General features: G+C 39.4%; 18 protein-coding genes. 11 read left to right on the top strand and 7 right to left on the bottom strand.

Annotated features, from left to right (window positions below):
• Positions 1-15 precede the first annotated feature (15 nt).
• Positions 16-207 (top strand): cold-shock protein, encoded by a 192-nt coding sequence (locus tag ASG14_RS01215; protein WP_010599196.1) that lies wholly within the window; start codon positions 16-18, stop codon positions 205-207.
• A gap of 82 nt (positions 208-289) precedes the next feature.
• Entirely contained in the window at positions 290-817 is a 528-nt protein-coding gene (locus tag ASG14_RS01220) for an alpha/beta hydrolase (protein ID WP_056869248.1), read from the top strand.
• 24 nt (positions 818-841) lie between these two features.
• On the opposite strand, the gene ASG14_RS01225 is transcribed toward ASG14_RS01220, so the two are convergent.
• The 3 genes from ASG14_RS01225 to ASG14_RS01235 form a co-directional block, all read right to left on the bottom strand.
• The gene (locus tag ASG14_RS01225) at positions 842-1,354 is read right to left on the bottom strand and encodes an anti-sigma factor (protein ID WP_056869249.1); all 513 of its coding nucleotides are present in this window, start codon (positions 1,352-1,354) and stop codon (positions 842-844) included.
• Entirely contained in the window at positions 1,351-1,932 is a 582-nt protein-coding gene (locus tag ASG14_RS01230; protein WP_056869250.1) for an RNA polymerase sigma factor, read from the bottom strand. Before ASG14_RS01230 ends, ASG14_RS01225 begins: the two co-directional genes overlap by 4 nt.
• Positions 1,933-2,155: 223 nt before the next feature.
• The gene (locus ASG14_RS01235) at positions 2,156-2,476 is read right to left on the bottom strand and encodes a multidrug efflux SMR transporter (protein WP_056869251.1); all 321 of its coding nucleotides are present in this window, start codon (positions 2,474-2,476) and stop codon (positions 2,156-2,158) included.
• Between the two features lie 169 nt (positions 2,477-2,645).
• On the opposite strand from ASG14_RS01235, the gene ASG14_RS01240 reads away from it, so the two are divergent.
• The gene (locus tag ASG14_RS01240) at positions 2,646-2,999 is read left to right on the top strand and encodes a DUF6249 domain-containing protein (RefSeq protein WP_056869252.1); all 354 of its coding nucleotides are present in this window, start codon (positions 2,646-2,648) and stop codon (positions 2,997-2,999) included.
• 59 nt (positions 3,000-3,058) lie between these two features.
• Here ASG14_RS01240 and ASG14_RS01245 read toward each other — a convergent pair whose 3' ends face one another.
• From ASG14_RS01245 to ASG14_RS01255, 3 genes are read right to left on the bottom strand one after another with little or no spacing between them, the layout of a single operon-like run.
• Positions 3,059-3,481 (bottom strand): hotdog fold thioesterase, encoded by a 423-nt coding sequence (locus ASG14_RS01245; RefSeq protein ID WP_056869253.1) that lies wholly within the window; start codon positions 3,479-3,481, stop codon positions 3,059-3,061.
• Entirely contained in the window at positions 3,471-3,980 is a 510-nt protein-coding gene (locus tag ASG14_RS01250; protein WP_056869254.1) for a DinB family protein, read from the bottom strand. Before ASG14_RS01250 ends, ASG14_RS01245 begins: the two co-directional genes overlap by 11 nt.
• Positions 3,961-5,166 carry a HAMP domain-containing sensor histidine kinase gene (locus tag ASG14_RS01255; protein WP_056869255.1) on the bottom strand — a complete coding sequence of 402 codons (1,206 nt, stop codon included), beginning with the start codon at positions 5,164-5,166 and terminating at the stop codon, positions 3,961-3,963. Before ASG14_RS01255 ends, ASG14_RS01250 begins: the two co-directional genes overlap by 20 nt.
• Before the next feature lie 223 nt (positions 5,167-5,389).
• Here ASG14_RS01255 and gltX point away from each other — a divergent pair, with 223 nt between their 5' ends.
• The 8 genes from gltX to ASG14_RS01295 all read left to right on the top strand — a co-directional run bounded on the left by gltX (position 5,390) and on the right by ASG14_RS01295 (position 14,962).
• The gene (gene gltX / locus ASG14_RS01260) at positions 5,390-6,898 is read left to right on the top strand and encodes a glutamate--tRNA ligase (RefSeq protein WP_056869256.1); all 1,509 of its coding nucleotides are present in this window, start codon (positions 5,390-5,392) and stop codon (positions 6,896-6,898) included.
• Positions 6,899-7,056: 158 nt separating this feature from the next.
• Entirely contained in the window at positions 7,057-7,896 is an 840-nt protein-coding gene (locus tag ASG14_RS01265; protein WP_056869257.1) for a neutral zinc metallopeptidase, read from the top strand.
• 110 nt (positions 7,897-8,006) lie between these two features.
• Positions 8,007-9,161, top strand: coding sequence for a cell wall metabolism sensor histidine kinase WalK (locus ASG14_RS01270; protein ID WP_056869258.1), 1,155 nt, complete (start codon positions 8,007-8,009; stop codon positions 9,159-9,161).
• A 45-nt stretch (positions 9,162-9,206) separates the two neighbouring features.
• Positions 9,207-12,791: a response regulator gene (locus tag ASG14_RS01275; RefSeq protein ID WP_056869259.1), complete on the top strand. Its 3,585-nt coding sequence runs from the start codon at positions 9,207-9,209 to the stop codon at positions 12,789-12,791.
• A 16-nt stretch (positions 12,792-12,807) separates the two neighbouring features.
• Positions 12,808-13,179, top strand: coding sequence for a response regulator (locus ASG14_RS01280; RefSeq protein ID WP_056869260.1), 372 nt, complete (start codon positions 12,808-12,810; stop codon positions 13,177-13,179).
• Positions 13,180-13,217: 38 nt separating this feature from the next.
• Positions 13,218-14,000, top strand: a complete 783-nt coding sequence (locus ASG14_RS01285) for a protein-glutamate O-methyltransferase CheR (RefSeq protein ID WP_056870190.1) — start codon at positions 13,218-13,220, stop codon at positions 13,998-14,000.
• Positions 13,985-14,566, top strand: a complete 582-nt coding sequence (locus ASG14_RS01290) for a chemotaxis protein CheB (protein WP_056869261.1) — start codon at positions 13,985-13,987, stop codon at positions 14,564-14,566. Before ASG14_RS01285 ends, ASG14_RS01290 begins: the two co-directional genes overlap by 16 nt.
• A 30-nt stretch (positions 14,567-14,596) precedes the next feature.
• Positions 14,597-14,962 (top strand): response regulator, encoded by a 366-nt coding sequence (locus ASG14_RS01295; protein ID WP_056869262.1) that lies wholly within the window; start codon positions 14,597-14,599, stop codon positions 14,960-14,962.
• Here ASG14_RS01295 and ASG14_RS01300 read toward each other — a convergent pair.
• Positions 14,959-15,906, bottom strand: coding sequence for a DUF3137 domain-containing protein (locus tag ASG14_RS01300; RefSeq protein WP_056869263.1), 948 nt, complete (start codon positions 15,904-15,906; stop codon positions 14,959-14,961). The two genes, ASG14_RS01295 and ASG14_RS01300, sit on opposite strands and share 4 nt — an antisense overlap.
• Position 15,907 lies beyond the last annotated feature (1 nt).

The raw sequence follows: 15,907 nt of genomic DNA on the forward strand, positions 1-15,907 counted from the left end.
TTAATATTTAATACAATGCAAGAAGGCACAGTAAAATTCTTCAATGTAACTAAAGGTTTTGGCTTTATCATCCCTGCAAACGGCGATAGCGAAATTTTTGTTCATTCAACAGGTCTTATCGACGAAATCCGTGAAAACGACAAAGTTCAGTACGAAGTTGCTAACGGTAAAAAAGGCTTAAATGCCGTTAATGTGAAAGTAATTTAATTAACTATCATATTTACAATGAAGCCCTGGTCGCAGATCGGGGCTTTTTTGGTTTTAATCCATTCGGTTTAATCAATATTATATGATAAACTATTTCATTGTTCCCGGTTTGGGAAATTCTGGTGAAGGACATTGGCAAAGCTATTTCAAACAATCGGCACCTAACTTTAAACGTATAGAGCAGGAAGAATGGGATACACCAAAATGCGAAGATTGGGTTAAAAATATTAGTGAAGCTATTTCTGGCTTCGAACCGGAAACGGTTGTGCTGATTGGTCACAGTTTGGGCTGTGTAGCCATTGCCAATTGGGCAAAAGCCTATAAAATGAAAATAAAAGGTGCGTTATTAGTTGCACCGAGCGATGTCGAAGCACCAAAATATACTTTTGATACTGTTGGTTTTAAACAGATGCCGGTAGAAAGAATAGATTTCAAAACCATTTTGGTGGCCAGCTCTAACGATGAATGGATGAGTATGGAGCGAGCTAAATTCTTTGCAGAAAGTTGGGGTAGTCAACTCATCAATATCGGCGAAGCCGGCCACATTAACGCCACTTCCGGCTTTGGTGAATGGAAAGAGGGACTGGCTATTTTAAAAGAATTTGAGTAAAATTTTGCAAAGGGTTTTTAAAGCTTAATCTTTGACACCTTTGGTAAAACTTTGGTCTTTATCAAACAACTTCTTCCTTAAAAGGTAATCTACAAATACCAATCCCAAAATCAAATCTACTCCGATAAACACATATAACGCTGTTGGGTTTAAAACCTTTTCAATATTCAGGTTTAACGTAAAATATTTGCTGAAATCAGGCATTGTAAACGTTGTATTGTACAAAACGTATCCTAATATGCCTAAAATAGAAAGCACAAAAAAAGCAGCAATGGTAAAAATAATCCGGTTATCTACCTTGGTTTTTAAAGCAATCGGCGCCGGTTGAAGCGCAACATCTTCCATCACATTCCTTGTGAAAGACATTGAAGGTTCATCGAGTTCCATTGCTGAAAAGGTTGCATTTAAACTTAGTAACTCTTCATACTGTCGCCTAACCGAAACATCAGTTTCAATTTTTCCTTCGATGGCTTTTTGTTGGGTTTCATCCAAATTTCCATCAATATAATCCCAAAGTTGTTGCTCTATTGTGTTCATAGTAACTCCTTTACCTCATCTTTTAACAAATATTGTAATTTTTCTTTAAGCCTTTGTCTTGCACGATGTAGCTTTACTTTTATCGTGTTCGCCTCCATGTTTAAAGCCTCACCAATTTCTTCCAGGCTCTGTTCACCTTTGTAAAACATGGTAATAATCGCGGCATCATCCGGTAGCAAATCTCCTATGGCCTGGTTTAAAAAAGCATGACTGTTTTGTTGCTCATAAACATTGGCATTAAAGGCAGAAGTATGGTTTTCCAGTTGTAAAAACGTTTCCTCATCACTAATAGATGATGTATCTAAACGTTTTTTGCGCAAAAAAGTCATGGCCGTTGTATAAGTTATGGTGTAAAGCCAGGTGCTAAACTTAGCGGTCTGTTTAAAAGAACCCAACGCTTTATAGGCCTTTACAAAACAATCCTGCGCAATCTCTTCAGCGTCCTCACGATTTTTGGCAAACCTTAAAGCAAGTGTAAAAACAAAGCGCTGATGGCGTTTCACCAACAAAGCGTACTGCCCGGTTTCGCCGGTTAACACGTTTTGAATCAGCTGTAAATCTGTTAACTCTTGCTTCATACTTAATACTAAGACTACCTAACAGTGAAACAGGTTACACACCAAATGCAATTGGCTTGTTAAAGCACCAAGATTTTATTTCTTTGAAAACGAACGGTCAGTGTCCCTTCGCAATATGCAGCCCTGCTGTACACTTTAGCCTCGCAGAAAAAGCTCGGGCTATCGTTACCATCAGGTTTATTAACACAAGTTTCTGCATGCCTGCATACCGCTAAGAAAGTTCCTAATGCGAAGCGAAAAATTTTAAACCGGCAATTGAACCAATTAGCGTACAAATAAAAAATATGCGCCAAAAAGTTGCGGGCTCATTAAAATATACAATCCCGATTATAACGGTACCAACGGCGCCAATACCCGTCCAAACTGCGTAGGCTGTGCCCATAGGTAATGTTTGCGAAGCCTTATTTAACAAAACAAAACTCAAAGCAATACAGATGAAAAAACCAATGCTCCACTTCAGATTGCTAAAATTGTTCGACAGTTTTAAACAGGTTGTAAAGCCAACTTCAAAAAGGCCTGCTATAATCAATATAATCCAGTTCATGTTGCAAAGGTAGAAATGTTTAAATACTTATAATTTCAGGCTTCGGCTGGTAAATTAAATTTTTTGCGTCAATGCCTGTAACCTGATTAAAAACCATGTAGTCATAGAGCACAGAACACGGTTCAACAAAAATAAAAAAACAAAATTTAACACATAAAAAATTACAATCATGGAAGGCATATTAGTCCCAATCTCACTTTTTTTAGGCGCATTCGCAATGGTATTTGGAATACGCTATTTATCAAATAAAGAAAAAATGGCAATGATAGAACGCGGTATCGACCCCGGTATCGGAAAATCTACGCCACGTCCATACCTCAGTTTAAAATTTGGCTTGTTATTAGTTGGCTTGGGCATTGGTTTGTTAGTTGCGCTATTTACGGTTAGAGGCTTATTCGGCCCGGATATGACACGGAGCGAAGAAAGCCAGTCGGTGGCAATTTATTTCGGTTGTCTTGGCATTTTCGGCGGCTTAGGTCTAATCACCTCCTTCTTGGTCGAAAAGAAAGCTATCGATCAATAAGCACTTGAAATACTGGTTTCAACGGCTGCTAAGCCTTTGAAACCAGTGCGTTTTAAATTTTATTGAGGTTTGTTTATGATGGCAACGGTTAAACGACTGATACAATTCATTTTGCCGCGTTCATCGTAAATTTTGATTTCCCAAACCTGTGTTTTTGCGCCAACATGCAATGGCTTACAAATGCCTTTCACCAAGCCGCTTTTTACAGGTCGAAGGTGGTTGGCGTTAACTTCTAATCCAACAGCAACGTATTTCTCTGGGTCTATACACATATAAGATGCAATGCTCCCCAGCGTTTCGGCTAACACTACAGATGCGCCTCCATGTAAAATCCCGGCCGGCTGGTGGGTTCGCTCATCAACAGGCATGGTTGCAACTACAAAATCTTCTCCAATTTCGGTAAATCTAATATCGAGTAAACCACCAAGATGATTCTTCGGGCGATTGTTTAAATCATCAATTGAAAAGTTTTTAAACCACATCGTAACGTTCTTTTAGTACACCAGCGTGATGGATGATGTGGCCGGCTGCGATAAATAAAATTGCTTTTACAGATATTTCGCGGCTGGAAGCGACACCCTTTCTGCTTAACTCTTCTTCATTCAGGCTTTTGAAAAAATAAAGATTCGCTTTGCGTAAAGCTGCAAATTCCTCAATCATGTCTTCATAGTTGCGCTGGTGGAAACGGGCATTAGCAACATAATCATCTTCCTCAAACCCAGGCAAATGCTGTGGTTCGTTTCTTGCGAAACAGGTCATCCGGTAAACGAAAATCCGTTCGCAATCTATAATATGGCCAAGCATTTCTTTAAGCGTCCATTTGCCTTCTGCATAAGCAAAGTTTTCTTTCTCCTTATTAGATTCAAACAATGTGGGGATACTGAAAACCTGCTCTTCGAGGATTTCAATAATATCGCCATTAACCTTGGTAATATAGGTTTCGCCCCAGGCGGGATAGTCGTTAGGCAGTGGTCGGTTCATATTTTAAGCTGCTTTTTAAAATTATTCTAAATGTTGTGCCTTTCCCAATTTCTGAATCTTTAACGAAGATTTCGCCGCTGTGGTAATTTTCAACAATACGTTTTGTTAGCGACAAGCCTAAACCCCAACCACGTTTTCTTGTGGTGTAACCCGGTTGAAACACGGCATCGAATTTCGATCTTGGGATTCCTTTTCCGCTATCTGTAATGTCTATAAAAACTTGTTCTTTAGCTAAATTCTCGATAATGTTTACCGAAATAGAACCTTCATTTTCAATTGCATTGGCAGCATTTTTAAGTAAATTTTCTGTAACCCAATCAAAAAGCGGAACATTTAACATGGCTCGAACCTGTTCATCGCCGGTGATTGTAAACTTCACTTTATCCGATGTTCGTACCTTAAAATAATCAATAAAATTATTAATCACCAGGTAAACAACATGATCTTCGAGTATCGGTTTCGAACCAATTTTCGAGAACCTGTCTGTTATAATTTCCAATCGTTTGATGTCGTTTTCCATTTCAGCAATCAAAGGGTCATCTTCGGCATCAAATTTAGATTTCATGAGTTCTACCCAGGCCATAAGCGAAGATATTGGCGTGCCAAGTTGATGTGCGGTTTCTTTAGCTAAACCCACCCAAACGTGGTCTTGCTCATCTCGCCTGGCAGAACTAAATGCGGCATAGGCAGTTAAAAGAAACAGAAAAATAACCCCCATTTGAATATATGGGAAATAACGCAGCTGGGTTAGTATAAATGAATCTTTATAGTACGCTTTAAATTCATCGCCAAAAACATTCATGGTAGAAGGCTTATGCTGCATTTTCATTGTAGCCAGCTGGTTAACAAAATACAAACTGTCATACACCAGTTTTTCATTATCCGGATACCAGGTCTTGGTACTGTCTAAGCCCGTAGATGAAATGATTAAACCTTCTTTATTAGTTAAAATTACGGGCATCTTAGTATTCTGTCGTACCGTTTCAACCAAACCAACTAGCAAATCATTGTCCATCAAAAGCATAGAACGTTCCTGCACCTTAACCCAAAGCTGAAATTGGTTTGCCTCCTCACGTTCCATTTTTTTAACGAAAGAATCGGTGTAAAATACTGATGCAATGCCTATTAAGATGGCAAAAATGAGAAGGAAGAACTTCCAGCGGCGTTTCTTTTCGTATGGATTCATGCTTTGGGTAGCCAAATTACAATAACAAAACGAAAAAAACATCAAACCATTATGCTTTTATAAAAAGCCAAAAGCAATAATTCTTGAATCTTAACCGCTTCATTGGATATCAAAACCAGATAAATGAATGAAAAACCTATCTTTGCCTTGTCTTGCGATTTGCGTTATTGCCTGCGCTTTTTAACCGTTTGGCAACTAACGTTTTCCGCTCAACAAATCAATCATGAATAAAAAAGTTAGAGTAAGATTTGCGCCAAGCCCAACCGGCGGCTTGCATTTAGGTGGTGTTCGCACGGCCTTATTTAATTATTTATTTGCCAGAAAACACAACGGCACATTTGTTTTACGTGTTGAGGATACCGACCAAAACCGCTTTGTAGAGGGTGCTGAAGCTTATATTGTTAATTGCTTAGATTGGTGCGGCATCACGCCGGATGAGAGTCCGGCGAAGCCTGGTAACTATGGCCCGTACCGCCAAAGTGAACGTAAACCTAGCTACCGAAAATTTGCAGAACAGTTAATTAGCGATGGTTACGCTTATTATGCTTTCGATACGCCAGAAGAGTTAGATGCTAAACGTAAAGAGATTCCAAACTTTCAGTACGGCCAGGCGACTCGTATGCAAATGCGAAACTCCTTAACATTAACAATTAGTGAAGTTGAAGAACTACTGGCAGCCAAAACGCCTCATGTAATCAGAATTAAAGTTCCGGAAGATGAAATTGTCCATTTTAATGATTTGATTCGTGGCGATGTAAGTTTTGAAACAGCCATTGTTGACGATAAAGTTCTATTAAAGGCAGACGGAATGCCAACTTATCATTTGGCTGTTGTGGTTGATGATAAGGCGATGGAAATTTCGCATGCTTTTCGTGGTGAAGAGTGGTTGCCCTCGGCGCCTGTTCACATCTTACTTTGGAAGTATTTGGGATGGGAAGCTGATATGCCTGCATGGGCACATTTGCCGCTAATACTAAAACCCGACGGCCATGGGAAATTAAGCAAACGGGATGGAGATCGTTTAGGGTTTCCGGTTTATGCAATGAACTGGACAGACCCTAAAACCGGCGATTTGACGAAAGGATTTAAGGAGCTGGGCTTTATGCCGGAAGCGTTTATTAATATGCTTGCACTTTTGGGTTGGAATGACGGTAGCGAGCAGGAAATTTTTACCCTTGCCGAACTCGAAGCTAAATTTGCCATCGAGCGCATAAGTAAAGCCGGAGCAAAGTTCGATTTTGAAAAAGCAAAGTGGTATAACCATGAGTGGATTAAACAATCTACCGCAGAAACGTTGCAAAAGCCCGTTAAAAACGAATTATTAAAAGCTGGAATTGAAGTTAACGATGAAACCTTTCTTAACACAGTAATCGAACTGATAAAAGACCGTTGCACGCTTTTGCCGGATTTCGTTGCGCAGAGCGGTTATTTTTTTGCTGCGCCTGCAGAATACGATTCTGCGTCTGTAAAACCAAAATGGACGAATGAAAAGGCAGCTTTCTTTGAAGCATATGCCGAAAATATTAATTTAACTAATGTAATAGATGCCGAAGCGAATTTTAAAACGCTGGCCGAAGCTAAAGGTTTTAAACCCGGAGAACTGATGCTGCCTTTTCGTATTATGCTTGTTGGTGGTAAATTTGGTCCTGGTGTTTTTGATATTGCGATTTTACTTGGTGCAGCAGAAACTCAATCAAGAATTGCAAAGGCTATCGCGGTATTTAACAGTTAAAACTTAAACAATACATAAAGCTGAAAGCCTGAAAACCTTAAATTTCAGGCTTTTTTTATTCTTTAAAAGAATATCCAAGCAGTTAATCAAGAAAAAAAATTTATACTTTAGTATAACAATTTCAATCAATATTGGTTTAACAAGAAAAAATATAAGCTATGCAGTGGTTTGGTAAAGGAAGTAACAATGTTGAAGACGGCAGAGGTGGCGGTGGCGGTAAAACGGCCTTAGGCGGCGGCATTGGCATAATAATAGTTGTTTTAGGTTTAATCTTTGGTAAAGATTTAACCGGCGTTGTTAGTCAGCTGCCGCAAGGCGGCACCACCGAGGTAAAACAAGGTGTTCCTGCAAACGATGCTCAGGCACAGTTCGTATCCGGAGTTTTAGAATCAACAGAACAAGTTTGGGATAAGGAATTTGAAGCTATGGGCAAAACCTATGAGCACCCAAAAATGGTGCTCTTTAGTGATGGTGTACAAACAGCATGTGGAAGCGCGAGCGCTGCGGTTGGCCCATTTTATTGCCCTGGCGACCATAAAGTGTACATTGATTTAACTTTCTACGATGAATTAAAAAATCGTTTTGGTGCTGCCGGCGATTTTGCACAGGCTTATGTTATTGCGCATGAAGTTGGTCATCATGTGCAGAATCTCTTAGGTATTTCAGATAAATTGCAGGAAGCCCGTGGCCGGGTTAGCGAAAAAGAATACAATCGTTTATCAGTTAAACTCGAACTGCAAGCCGATTTTTTTGCGGGTTTATGGGCGCACAATGCGCAAAACCTTAAAGATTTTAAATTAGATGAGGGTGATATTGAGGAAGCTTTAACTGCCGCAAATGCCATTGGCGATGATAAATTGCAAAAGCAGGCTACGGGCGAAGTTACACCCGATTCTTTTACACATGGAAGCTCTCAACAACGCATGTACTGGTTTAAAAAAGGCTTCCAAACAGGAGACATGACCAAAGGCGACACCTTCAATTCAAATGAGTTATAAAAGATAGAAATTTTAAAACATTTTAAAAACAACGCTGTTTGTTTACAGTTACAGGGGTTTTCCCATAAACCAAACAGATTTAAACAGGCTTCCTTAATGTTTTATAAAAGATGATCCTTATTGTTGATGACAGGCCTGAAAACCTAATATCTCTACAGAAAGTACTGCAGGCTCATAATTTTGAAGTTGATACAGCGCCTTCTGGAGAAGAAGCACTTAAAAAAGTTCTCAAAAATAATTACGTCCTGATTATACTGGATGTTCAAATGCCTGAAATGGATGGCTTTGAGGTTGCTGAAGCAATTTCGGGCTTTAGTAAGGCAAAAGATACCGCAATCATCTTTCTTTCTGCCGTAAATACGGAGCTTCGGTTCATAACTAAAGGCTACGAAAGCGGTGGCCTGGATTATATAACCAAACCAGTCGACATCAATATCTTATTGCTTAAGATAAAAACCTTTTATCGCATTTATGAGCAAAACAGAAAATTGAGCGAAATGCAGGAGAAGCTTTTAGAAGAGATTGAATTTCGCAAACAGGCGGAAAATAAAAAGGATGAATTTATCAGCATTGCCAGCCACGAGTTAAAAACGCCACTAACCAGTGTTAAGGGTTATATGCAACTGCTGCAACGTAGTCTTAATAAAGATGACAAGTCGCTTGCTCAAAGTCACCTCGATAAGGCCAGCATTCAGCTGGAAAAACTCAATGAACTTATTGTTGATTTGCTCGACATTTCCAAAATAGAAAGCGGCAAGCTCAAATTTAACATGAAACATTTCTGTGCAGATAATATGGTAACAAATGCCATAGAAATGATGCAACAATCGAACCCCGGTTTTATCATAAATAAGCTTGGCAAAACTGAAGAAATGATTTATGGTGATGAGATGAGGTTGGAGCAGGTTGTAATAAACTTTATCAGCAACGCTATAAAATATGCCCCTGGCACAAATCAGGTAAATATTACCATAAACATCAAAGATGGCAAGCTTTACCTGGCCGTTAAGGATTTCGGAATCGGAATTCCGAAGGAGCAGCAACACAAAATATTTGATAAATTTTACCGCGTAGAAGAAAACAGCAACCGATTTAATGGCCTGGGCATCGGCCTGTACATCTGTTCGGAAATTATTAACCGCCATGGTGGTAAAGTTGGTGTAAACAGCGTACCGGATGAAGGTTCTGAGTTTTATTTCATTATTCCAATCGATGAAGAAACGATATCAAAATCTCAGGAAACAATACCTGATAGCACAAAATAAAAGTTAGCCTCAACCTATTACAGCAATAACAACCCTTATATTTTAATGGAAACAACGCTTAAAAATAATTTACGATTGGGTCTCGGCCTATCGCTTATTATTCTGTTTATCAGCTCTCTGGCATCATATGTTAGCATAGGTAATTTAATTAAAAGTACTGAGCTGGTTAAACACAGTGATGAAGTAATTTTAAATGTTGAAGGTGTAATATCGACTTTAAAAGACGCTGAAACCGGTCAACGGGGCTACCTTTTAACTGGCAATAAAATTTTTCTTGCACCTTATAATGGCGCAACTGATACAGCGCTTGCCGCACTAAACAAGATTGCCGAGCATACCAAAGATAATCCTGCACAGCAAAAAAGCATCGCCGAACTAAAAGACATTATGGTTCGCAGGCTGGATATTATCAAATCTACGATCGAAATAAAATCATTGGGCGGACAAGTAGATCCAACTGTTTTGTTTCAGGGTAAAGTGTATATGGACCAGGCCAGGGCAGTGGTTCATAGAATGGTGAATGAAGAAAAACGTTTGTTAGAAGCCAGAACGGTAGAGTTAAATAAACTTACTTCGTACACACCAATTCTGATTTTAATTGCAGCGGTTTTAGCAATACTCATCACTTTATTCTTTTATAGAAAAGTATCAGTAGATTTTGATGAACGCGTTAAGCTTCAAAAAGAAATCGAAGATAAAAAATATGAGATGGAAAAACGTATCGTTGCCATCAAAGAAATTGCACGCCAGATTTCGATGGGTAACTATGGCGTAAACCTCGATAATCAAGCGCAAGATGATATTGGAGAGCTATCAGGCTCGCTAAATTCCATGTCGCAATCGTTAAAAAAATCTTTTGATACCTTAGCCGAAAACGAATGGCTGCAAACCGGCGTTGCTAACTTAAACGTTAAAATGGTTGGCGAAAAAGATGTTTTTCACCTTGCTGATGACATCATCGAATTTTTGTGTGCTTACACAAAAAGCCAGGTCGGTGCCATTTATTTATTTAAAGATGACGGTTATTTACACCTTAAAGGCCAGTACGCATTAAAAGGGCAAAATCTGGCACCTGTTTTAGAGGTTGGCGAAGGCCTCATCGGTCAGGCGGTACGCTCTGGTAAATCCATACTACTCGAAGATGTTCCGCAGGGCGAATTAACCATCAGTTATGCCACCGGGAACATTAAGCCAGCGCAGCTCCTGGTTCTTCCAATTATAAGAAACAGCATTACAATTGGTGCCGTGGAACTCGGAAATGTTGGTGCCTTTAGTGATTTGCAACTGCACTTTTTAAACCTTGTGCTGTCTGATGTGGGTACCGCATTGTTAGGTGCGCAAAACAGGCAGAAATTACAACTTCTGCTGGAAGAAACGCAAGCACAATCTGAAGAATTGCAGGTTCAGCATAACGAGCTTGAAGGCATGAATGCGGAATTGGAAGCTCAGGCACAGAAGCTGCAGGCATCAGAAGAAGAACTTCGTGTTCAGCAGGAAGAACTACTTCAAAGTAATCAGGAACTTGAAGAGCGGAGCAGTTTGCTGGAAGAAAAAAATGAGCTTATTGAAGAACGGAATGCAGAAATTCAGCAAAAAGCAGAGGCTTTAGAACTTAGTACAAGATACAAGTCTGAATTCCTTGCAAATATGTCGCACGAGTTGCGTACACCATTAAATTCAATTTTGTTGCTATCGCGTTTAATGGCCGAAAATGAAGATATGGACCGCGAACACCAGGAATATGCGGAGGTAATTCAAAGCTCAGGACAAGGCCTGCTAAGCCTTATCGATGAAATTCTTGATTTATCGAAAATCGAGGCCGGTAAAATGGAACTCGACAGGGCGAATATCAGAGTTGATGATGTGGTAAACAATATGAGGTCGCTGTTTAACCCTTTGGCCAATGAAAAAACGCTAAAGTTTGCCATTAACAAATTTGATGACGTGCCCGAGTTTTTGCACACAGATAAAATGCGCTTAGAGCAGATTCTTAAAAACCTTCTTTCAAACGCGATCAAATTTACAACTGAAGGCGCTGTTACGCTTGATGTTAAAAAAGACGAAGCGTTAAACGCACTTGTTTTCAGTGTTACGGATACGGGTATAGGCATAGCAGAGGAGAAACAAGCGCTGGTATTTGAAGCGTTTCAGCAAGCTGATGGTTCAACCAGGCGCAAGTTTGGCGGCACAGGTTTGGGGCTTTCGATTAGCAGAGAACTGGCTAAACTTCTGGGTGGATACATCAATTTGGAAAGCAAAGAGGACGAAGGCAGTGTATTCACTTTAACGCTTCCTTTAGATAAAAATAAGGGTTTGCACGATGTTAAAGAAACAACTGAAAAGCCTGCTGCTGCAATGGAAACTCCGACTAGCAGAGTAACTAACTTAACGGTTACTAACATTCCTCAAGATATTGAAGATGATAGAGACAATATCCTGCTGGATGATAAAGTGATATTAATTGTGGAAGACGACACTCCATTTGCTAAGACATTGTTGGATTTTACGCGGAAAAGGGATTATAAAGGTCTGGTTGCCGTTCGTGGAGATGTTGGTATCGAGATGGCCAAGGCTTATAAACCGCTTGCCATCCTGTTGGATATTCAACTACCTGTAAAAGATGGCTGGCAGGTTATGGAAGAACTTAAATCTGATCCGGCAACGCGTCCTATTCCTGTTCACATTATGTCCTCATTGCAGGTAAAAAAAGAAAGTTTATTAAAAGGCGCTGTCGATTTTATCAATAAGCCTTTTGCATTCGAACATATGCAGGAGATTTTCCAAAAGCTGGAGCATGCGTTGAGCCGCCATCCTAAAAAAGTTTTAATTGTAGAAGAAAACGAGCAACATGCAAAGGCTTTAAGTTATTTCTTGAGCAATTTTAATATTCAAACCGAAATCGTAAACCAGGTTGGCGATAGTGTTTCTGCGCTGCATAAATCAGATGTTAACTGCGTTATTTTAGACATGGGTATTCCGGATAAGCACGCCTATGAAACGCTGGAAGTTGTTAAAAAAACACCAGGTCTGGAAAACCTGCCGATTATCATCTTCACCGGCAAAAACCTATCGAAAGGGGAGGAAAACAGAATTAAACAATATGCAGATTCTATCGTTGTTAAAACAGCCCACTCTTACCAGCGCATTTTAGATGAGGCAGGTTTATTCCTTCACCTTGTAGAAGAAAAAAGTAAAGGGAAAGCAAAAACGCCTAAAAAATTCTCTGAGTTACAGGATGTTTTAAAAGGTAAAACTGTACTGGTTGCGGATGATGATGTTAGGAATATTTTTTCTTTAACAAAAATGCTCGAGCAGCACCAAATGAAGGTTTTGGCTGCTACAGATGGTAAAGAAGCGTTAAAACTCTTAGAGGAAAACCCTACCGTTGACGTTGTTTTAATGGATATGATGATGCCGGAACTTGATGGCTATGAAACAACCACCGCCATCAGGCAGAATTTTAAATACCGGAATTTGCCAATCCTGGCCGTTACTGCGAAGGCGATGATGGGCGACAGGGAAAAATGCATTGCTGCCGGCGCCTCCGATTACATAAGCAAACCTGTAGACATGGACCAGCTGGTTTCGCTTTTGCGTGTCTGGCTTTACGAAAATCACCATAAATCTTAATCCCTTTTTAAATAGTATGCCCCAAAAGTTAATTCTCATTATCGACGATGATAATCGAAACATTTTTGCCCTTAAAGCTGTTCTAAGAGCCAAAGGATTTGGAACACTTTCAGCTCCGAGCGCACAGGAAGGATTTGATATTATTGCCGAAAACGAAAAAATATCTGTTGTTTTAATGGATATGATGATGCCCGATATGGATGGCTATCAGGCAATAGCAACGATGAAAAAATCGGAGAAAATGCGTGATATCCCCGTTCTGGCCGTTACAGCACAGGCCATGGTTGGCGACAAAGAACGTTGCCTAACCGCTGGAGCATCTGGGTATGTGTCTAAGCCAATTAATGTTGATGAATTAATGTTTCAAATACAAGAAGTTACAAAATAAAAGTGATTAGCGAAGCTATAGATAATGAACAGATAGAAATGCTGCTTAGCGATGTGTTGGAAGCACATGGTTACGATTTTCTTGAATATTCGCATGCATCTATAAAAAGGCGGATTATTCGTTTATATGCGCTCGATAACTTTGTTAGTTTTGCGGAATTTAGGTATACCGTTAAAACAGATAAACAATATTTCAAAAGATTTTTAGAAGAAATTACGGTTAACGTTACCGAAATGTTTCGCGATCCCGGGTTTTACAGGGCATTAAGAAATGACGTTTTGCCTGTTTTGGGCACCTATCCGTTTATAAGAATATGGGTTGCCGGCTGTTCTACTGGTGAAGAAGCTTATTCCTTAGCCATCGTTTTAAAAGAACTCAATCTCTTGCAGAAATCGCTTATTTATGCAACTGATATTAATCCTTCCGTTTTAGAAAAGGCAAAAAAAGGAATGTTTCCTTTAAATTACATTAAGGCTTATTCGGAAAATTATGTTCAATCTGGTGGTACTAAAGATTTTTCATCATACTATACTGCAAACTACTCGCTCGCAAAGTTCGATGAATCATTAAACAGCAAAATGATTTTCTCCACGCATAATCTTGTTTCAGACCATTCTTTTAACGAGTTTCAACTGATTTTGTGCCGCAACGTTTTAATTTACTTCGATAAAGATTTGCAACACAAGGTTTTTCAGCTGTTTGATAATAGCCTTGAAAAACTGGGCTATCTGGCTTTGGGAAGTAAAGAAAGTCTGGACTTTTGGAGTAGAGCCAGGGAATACAAACGCGTAAAGACTGAAAAGATATGGCGGAAACTTTAAGAAACAATTGCAAGGCTTTGGTTATTGGAGGTTCGGCAGGAAGCCTGGATGTATTGCTCGAGCTGTTTCCATCTTTAAGCGAAAACATGAGTTTCCCGATTATTTTGGTCACCCATCGGAAATCTGGAAATGATGCACTTTTAACAGATCTTTTAACCAGCCGAACGCGTTTAAAGGTGAACGAAGCCGAAGAAAAAGATCGGCTTTTACCCGGAAATGTCTACATTGCACCTGCAGATTATCATCTGTTAATCGAAGAAAATGAAACTATTTCTTTAGATTATTCGGAGAAAGTAAACTATTCCAGACCATCAATAGACGTTACTTTTCAATCGGCTGCTGAGGTTTATAAAGATGGGTTGGTATGCATTTTGCTTTCAGGCTCTAATGCAGATGGCGTTGAAGGGCTCAAAACAGTGAAAAAGCTTGGCGGCTTAGTGGTTGTGCAGAATCCGAAAACGGCGATAATTCCGTATATGCCCCAGCAAGCAGTTAACGAGGTTAGAAGTGCTGTGGTTTTAGATGCCGGTGATATGGCTGCTTTTATTAATAAACTGGTTAAATAATAATTTGATTGCCTTCGGGAGATAGATTTTATGGCTGAAACAAAAAAAGTATTTGTTTTCGATGATAACAGGGATATTTTGGATTTGTGTACTTTCATTCTGGAAGATGCAGGTTACGAAATAAAGACCTCTGAAAGTGCAAATGATATAGAAAACCAGGTAGCTGAATTTATGCCTGATCTTATCTTTATGGATAACTGGCTGCCAGATCTGGGCGGTATTCAGGCTACGAAGGCGATAAAAAACCATCCTGATTTGAAACACATTCCGGTAATATATTTTTCGGCAAATAATGATATTTCTGCTTTGGCTGATGAAGCCGGCGCAGATAGCTATTTGTCGAAACCATTTGATATTGCCGCCTTAGAAGATATTGTTAGAAAACACCTGAGTTAAGTCTTCCCCCAGATTCGGGTGTTTAAATCCAGTTCTCTAATTATCTCATACATAAATTTAATCACAGCAACATCATCGTTTAAAAGGTCGGGATTGCTAAGCGTTTTAAACACCGGAGCTTCGAAGTAGTTTCTGCTTAGCGGGAAAGCGATATAGATTTTGCTGTTTATAAACGAAAGTGAGATGGTGCTTTTAGTGTAATGGTTCAAATTTAAAATTCTTTCCATCATCGCGGGCGTAAGGATGTAGCGAGCTTCTACCTGATTTGTAGAATGCGTGATAAATGTTTTGCTAAACGCTGTGTTTTCCAGGGAGATAACATCCTTATTGCTAAAAGAAAAAAGATTTTTAGAAAACCAGGCACCCATTGTACTGAATAAATCTTTTGGTTGTAAAATCGTTACGCCTTTAAAGTTTTTGTTAAAATCGGCCGCGAACATTATGCCTTTAAAAATATCATGCCACTCTGTATTTGTGCCGTTTTTTGTCTGTACTTCGGTTTTATACTCCGCATGTATTTCCGCAAAGTAAAATCCGGTGGCGCCTGCTGTTCCACTTACCAAATCTTCTGTGTTATACCGATCAGCAGTTTGGTTAAATAGCTGAGTATTTTCAAATTCATACTCTAAAATACCTTTATAGGGTTCGATAGTCAGGCTTTTATCAAGCGATCTTAAAGCGGCACCAATTACCTCTATCTTAAAGGCTTCTTTGTATGCTTTTAACTCATCAGAAATTTTATACAAAACAACGCCACCGTAAATTAGACTGGCCAGGCCAGCAACAGCCGCTGGTACGGGTAGGCCCATAACAAAGCCAGCTATAACCACCGCGATGCCTAAAGCAATAAACAAATAGCCTTTCTTTTGTGTCGCAGCAATTTTTTGCCTATTAAGTTCTAATTTGGCAAGTACAGTTTGTAACTCAATATTGCCTTCAATCATT

Origin of the sequence: Pedobacter sp. Leaf194, assembly GCF_001423945.1 — a bacterium.
In the GTDB taxonomy this organism is placed as follows: Bacteria; Bacteroidota; Bacteroidia; order Sphingobacteriales; family Sphingobacteriaceae; genus Pedobacter.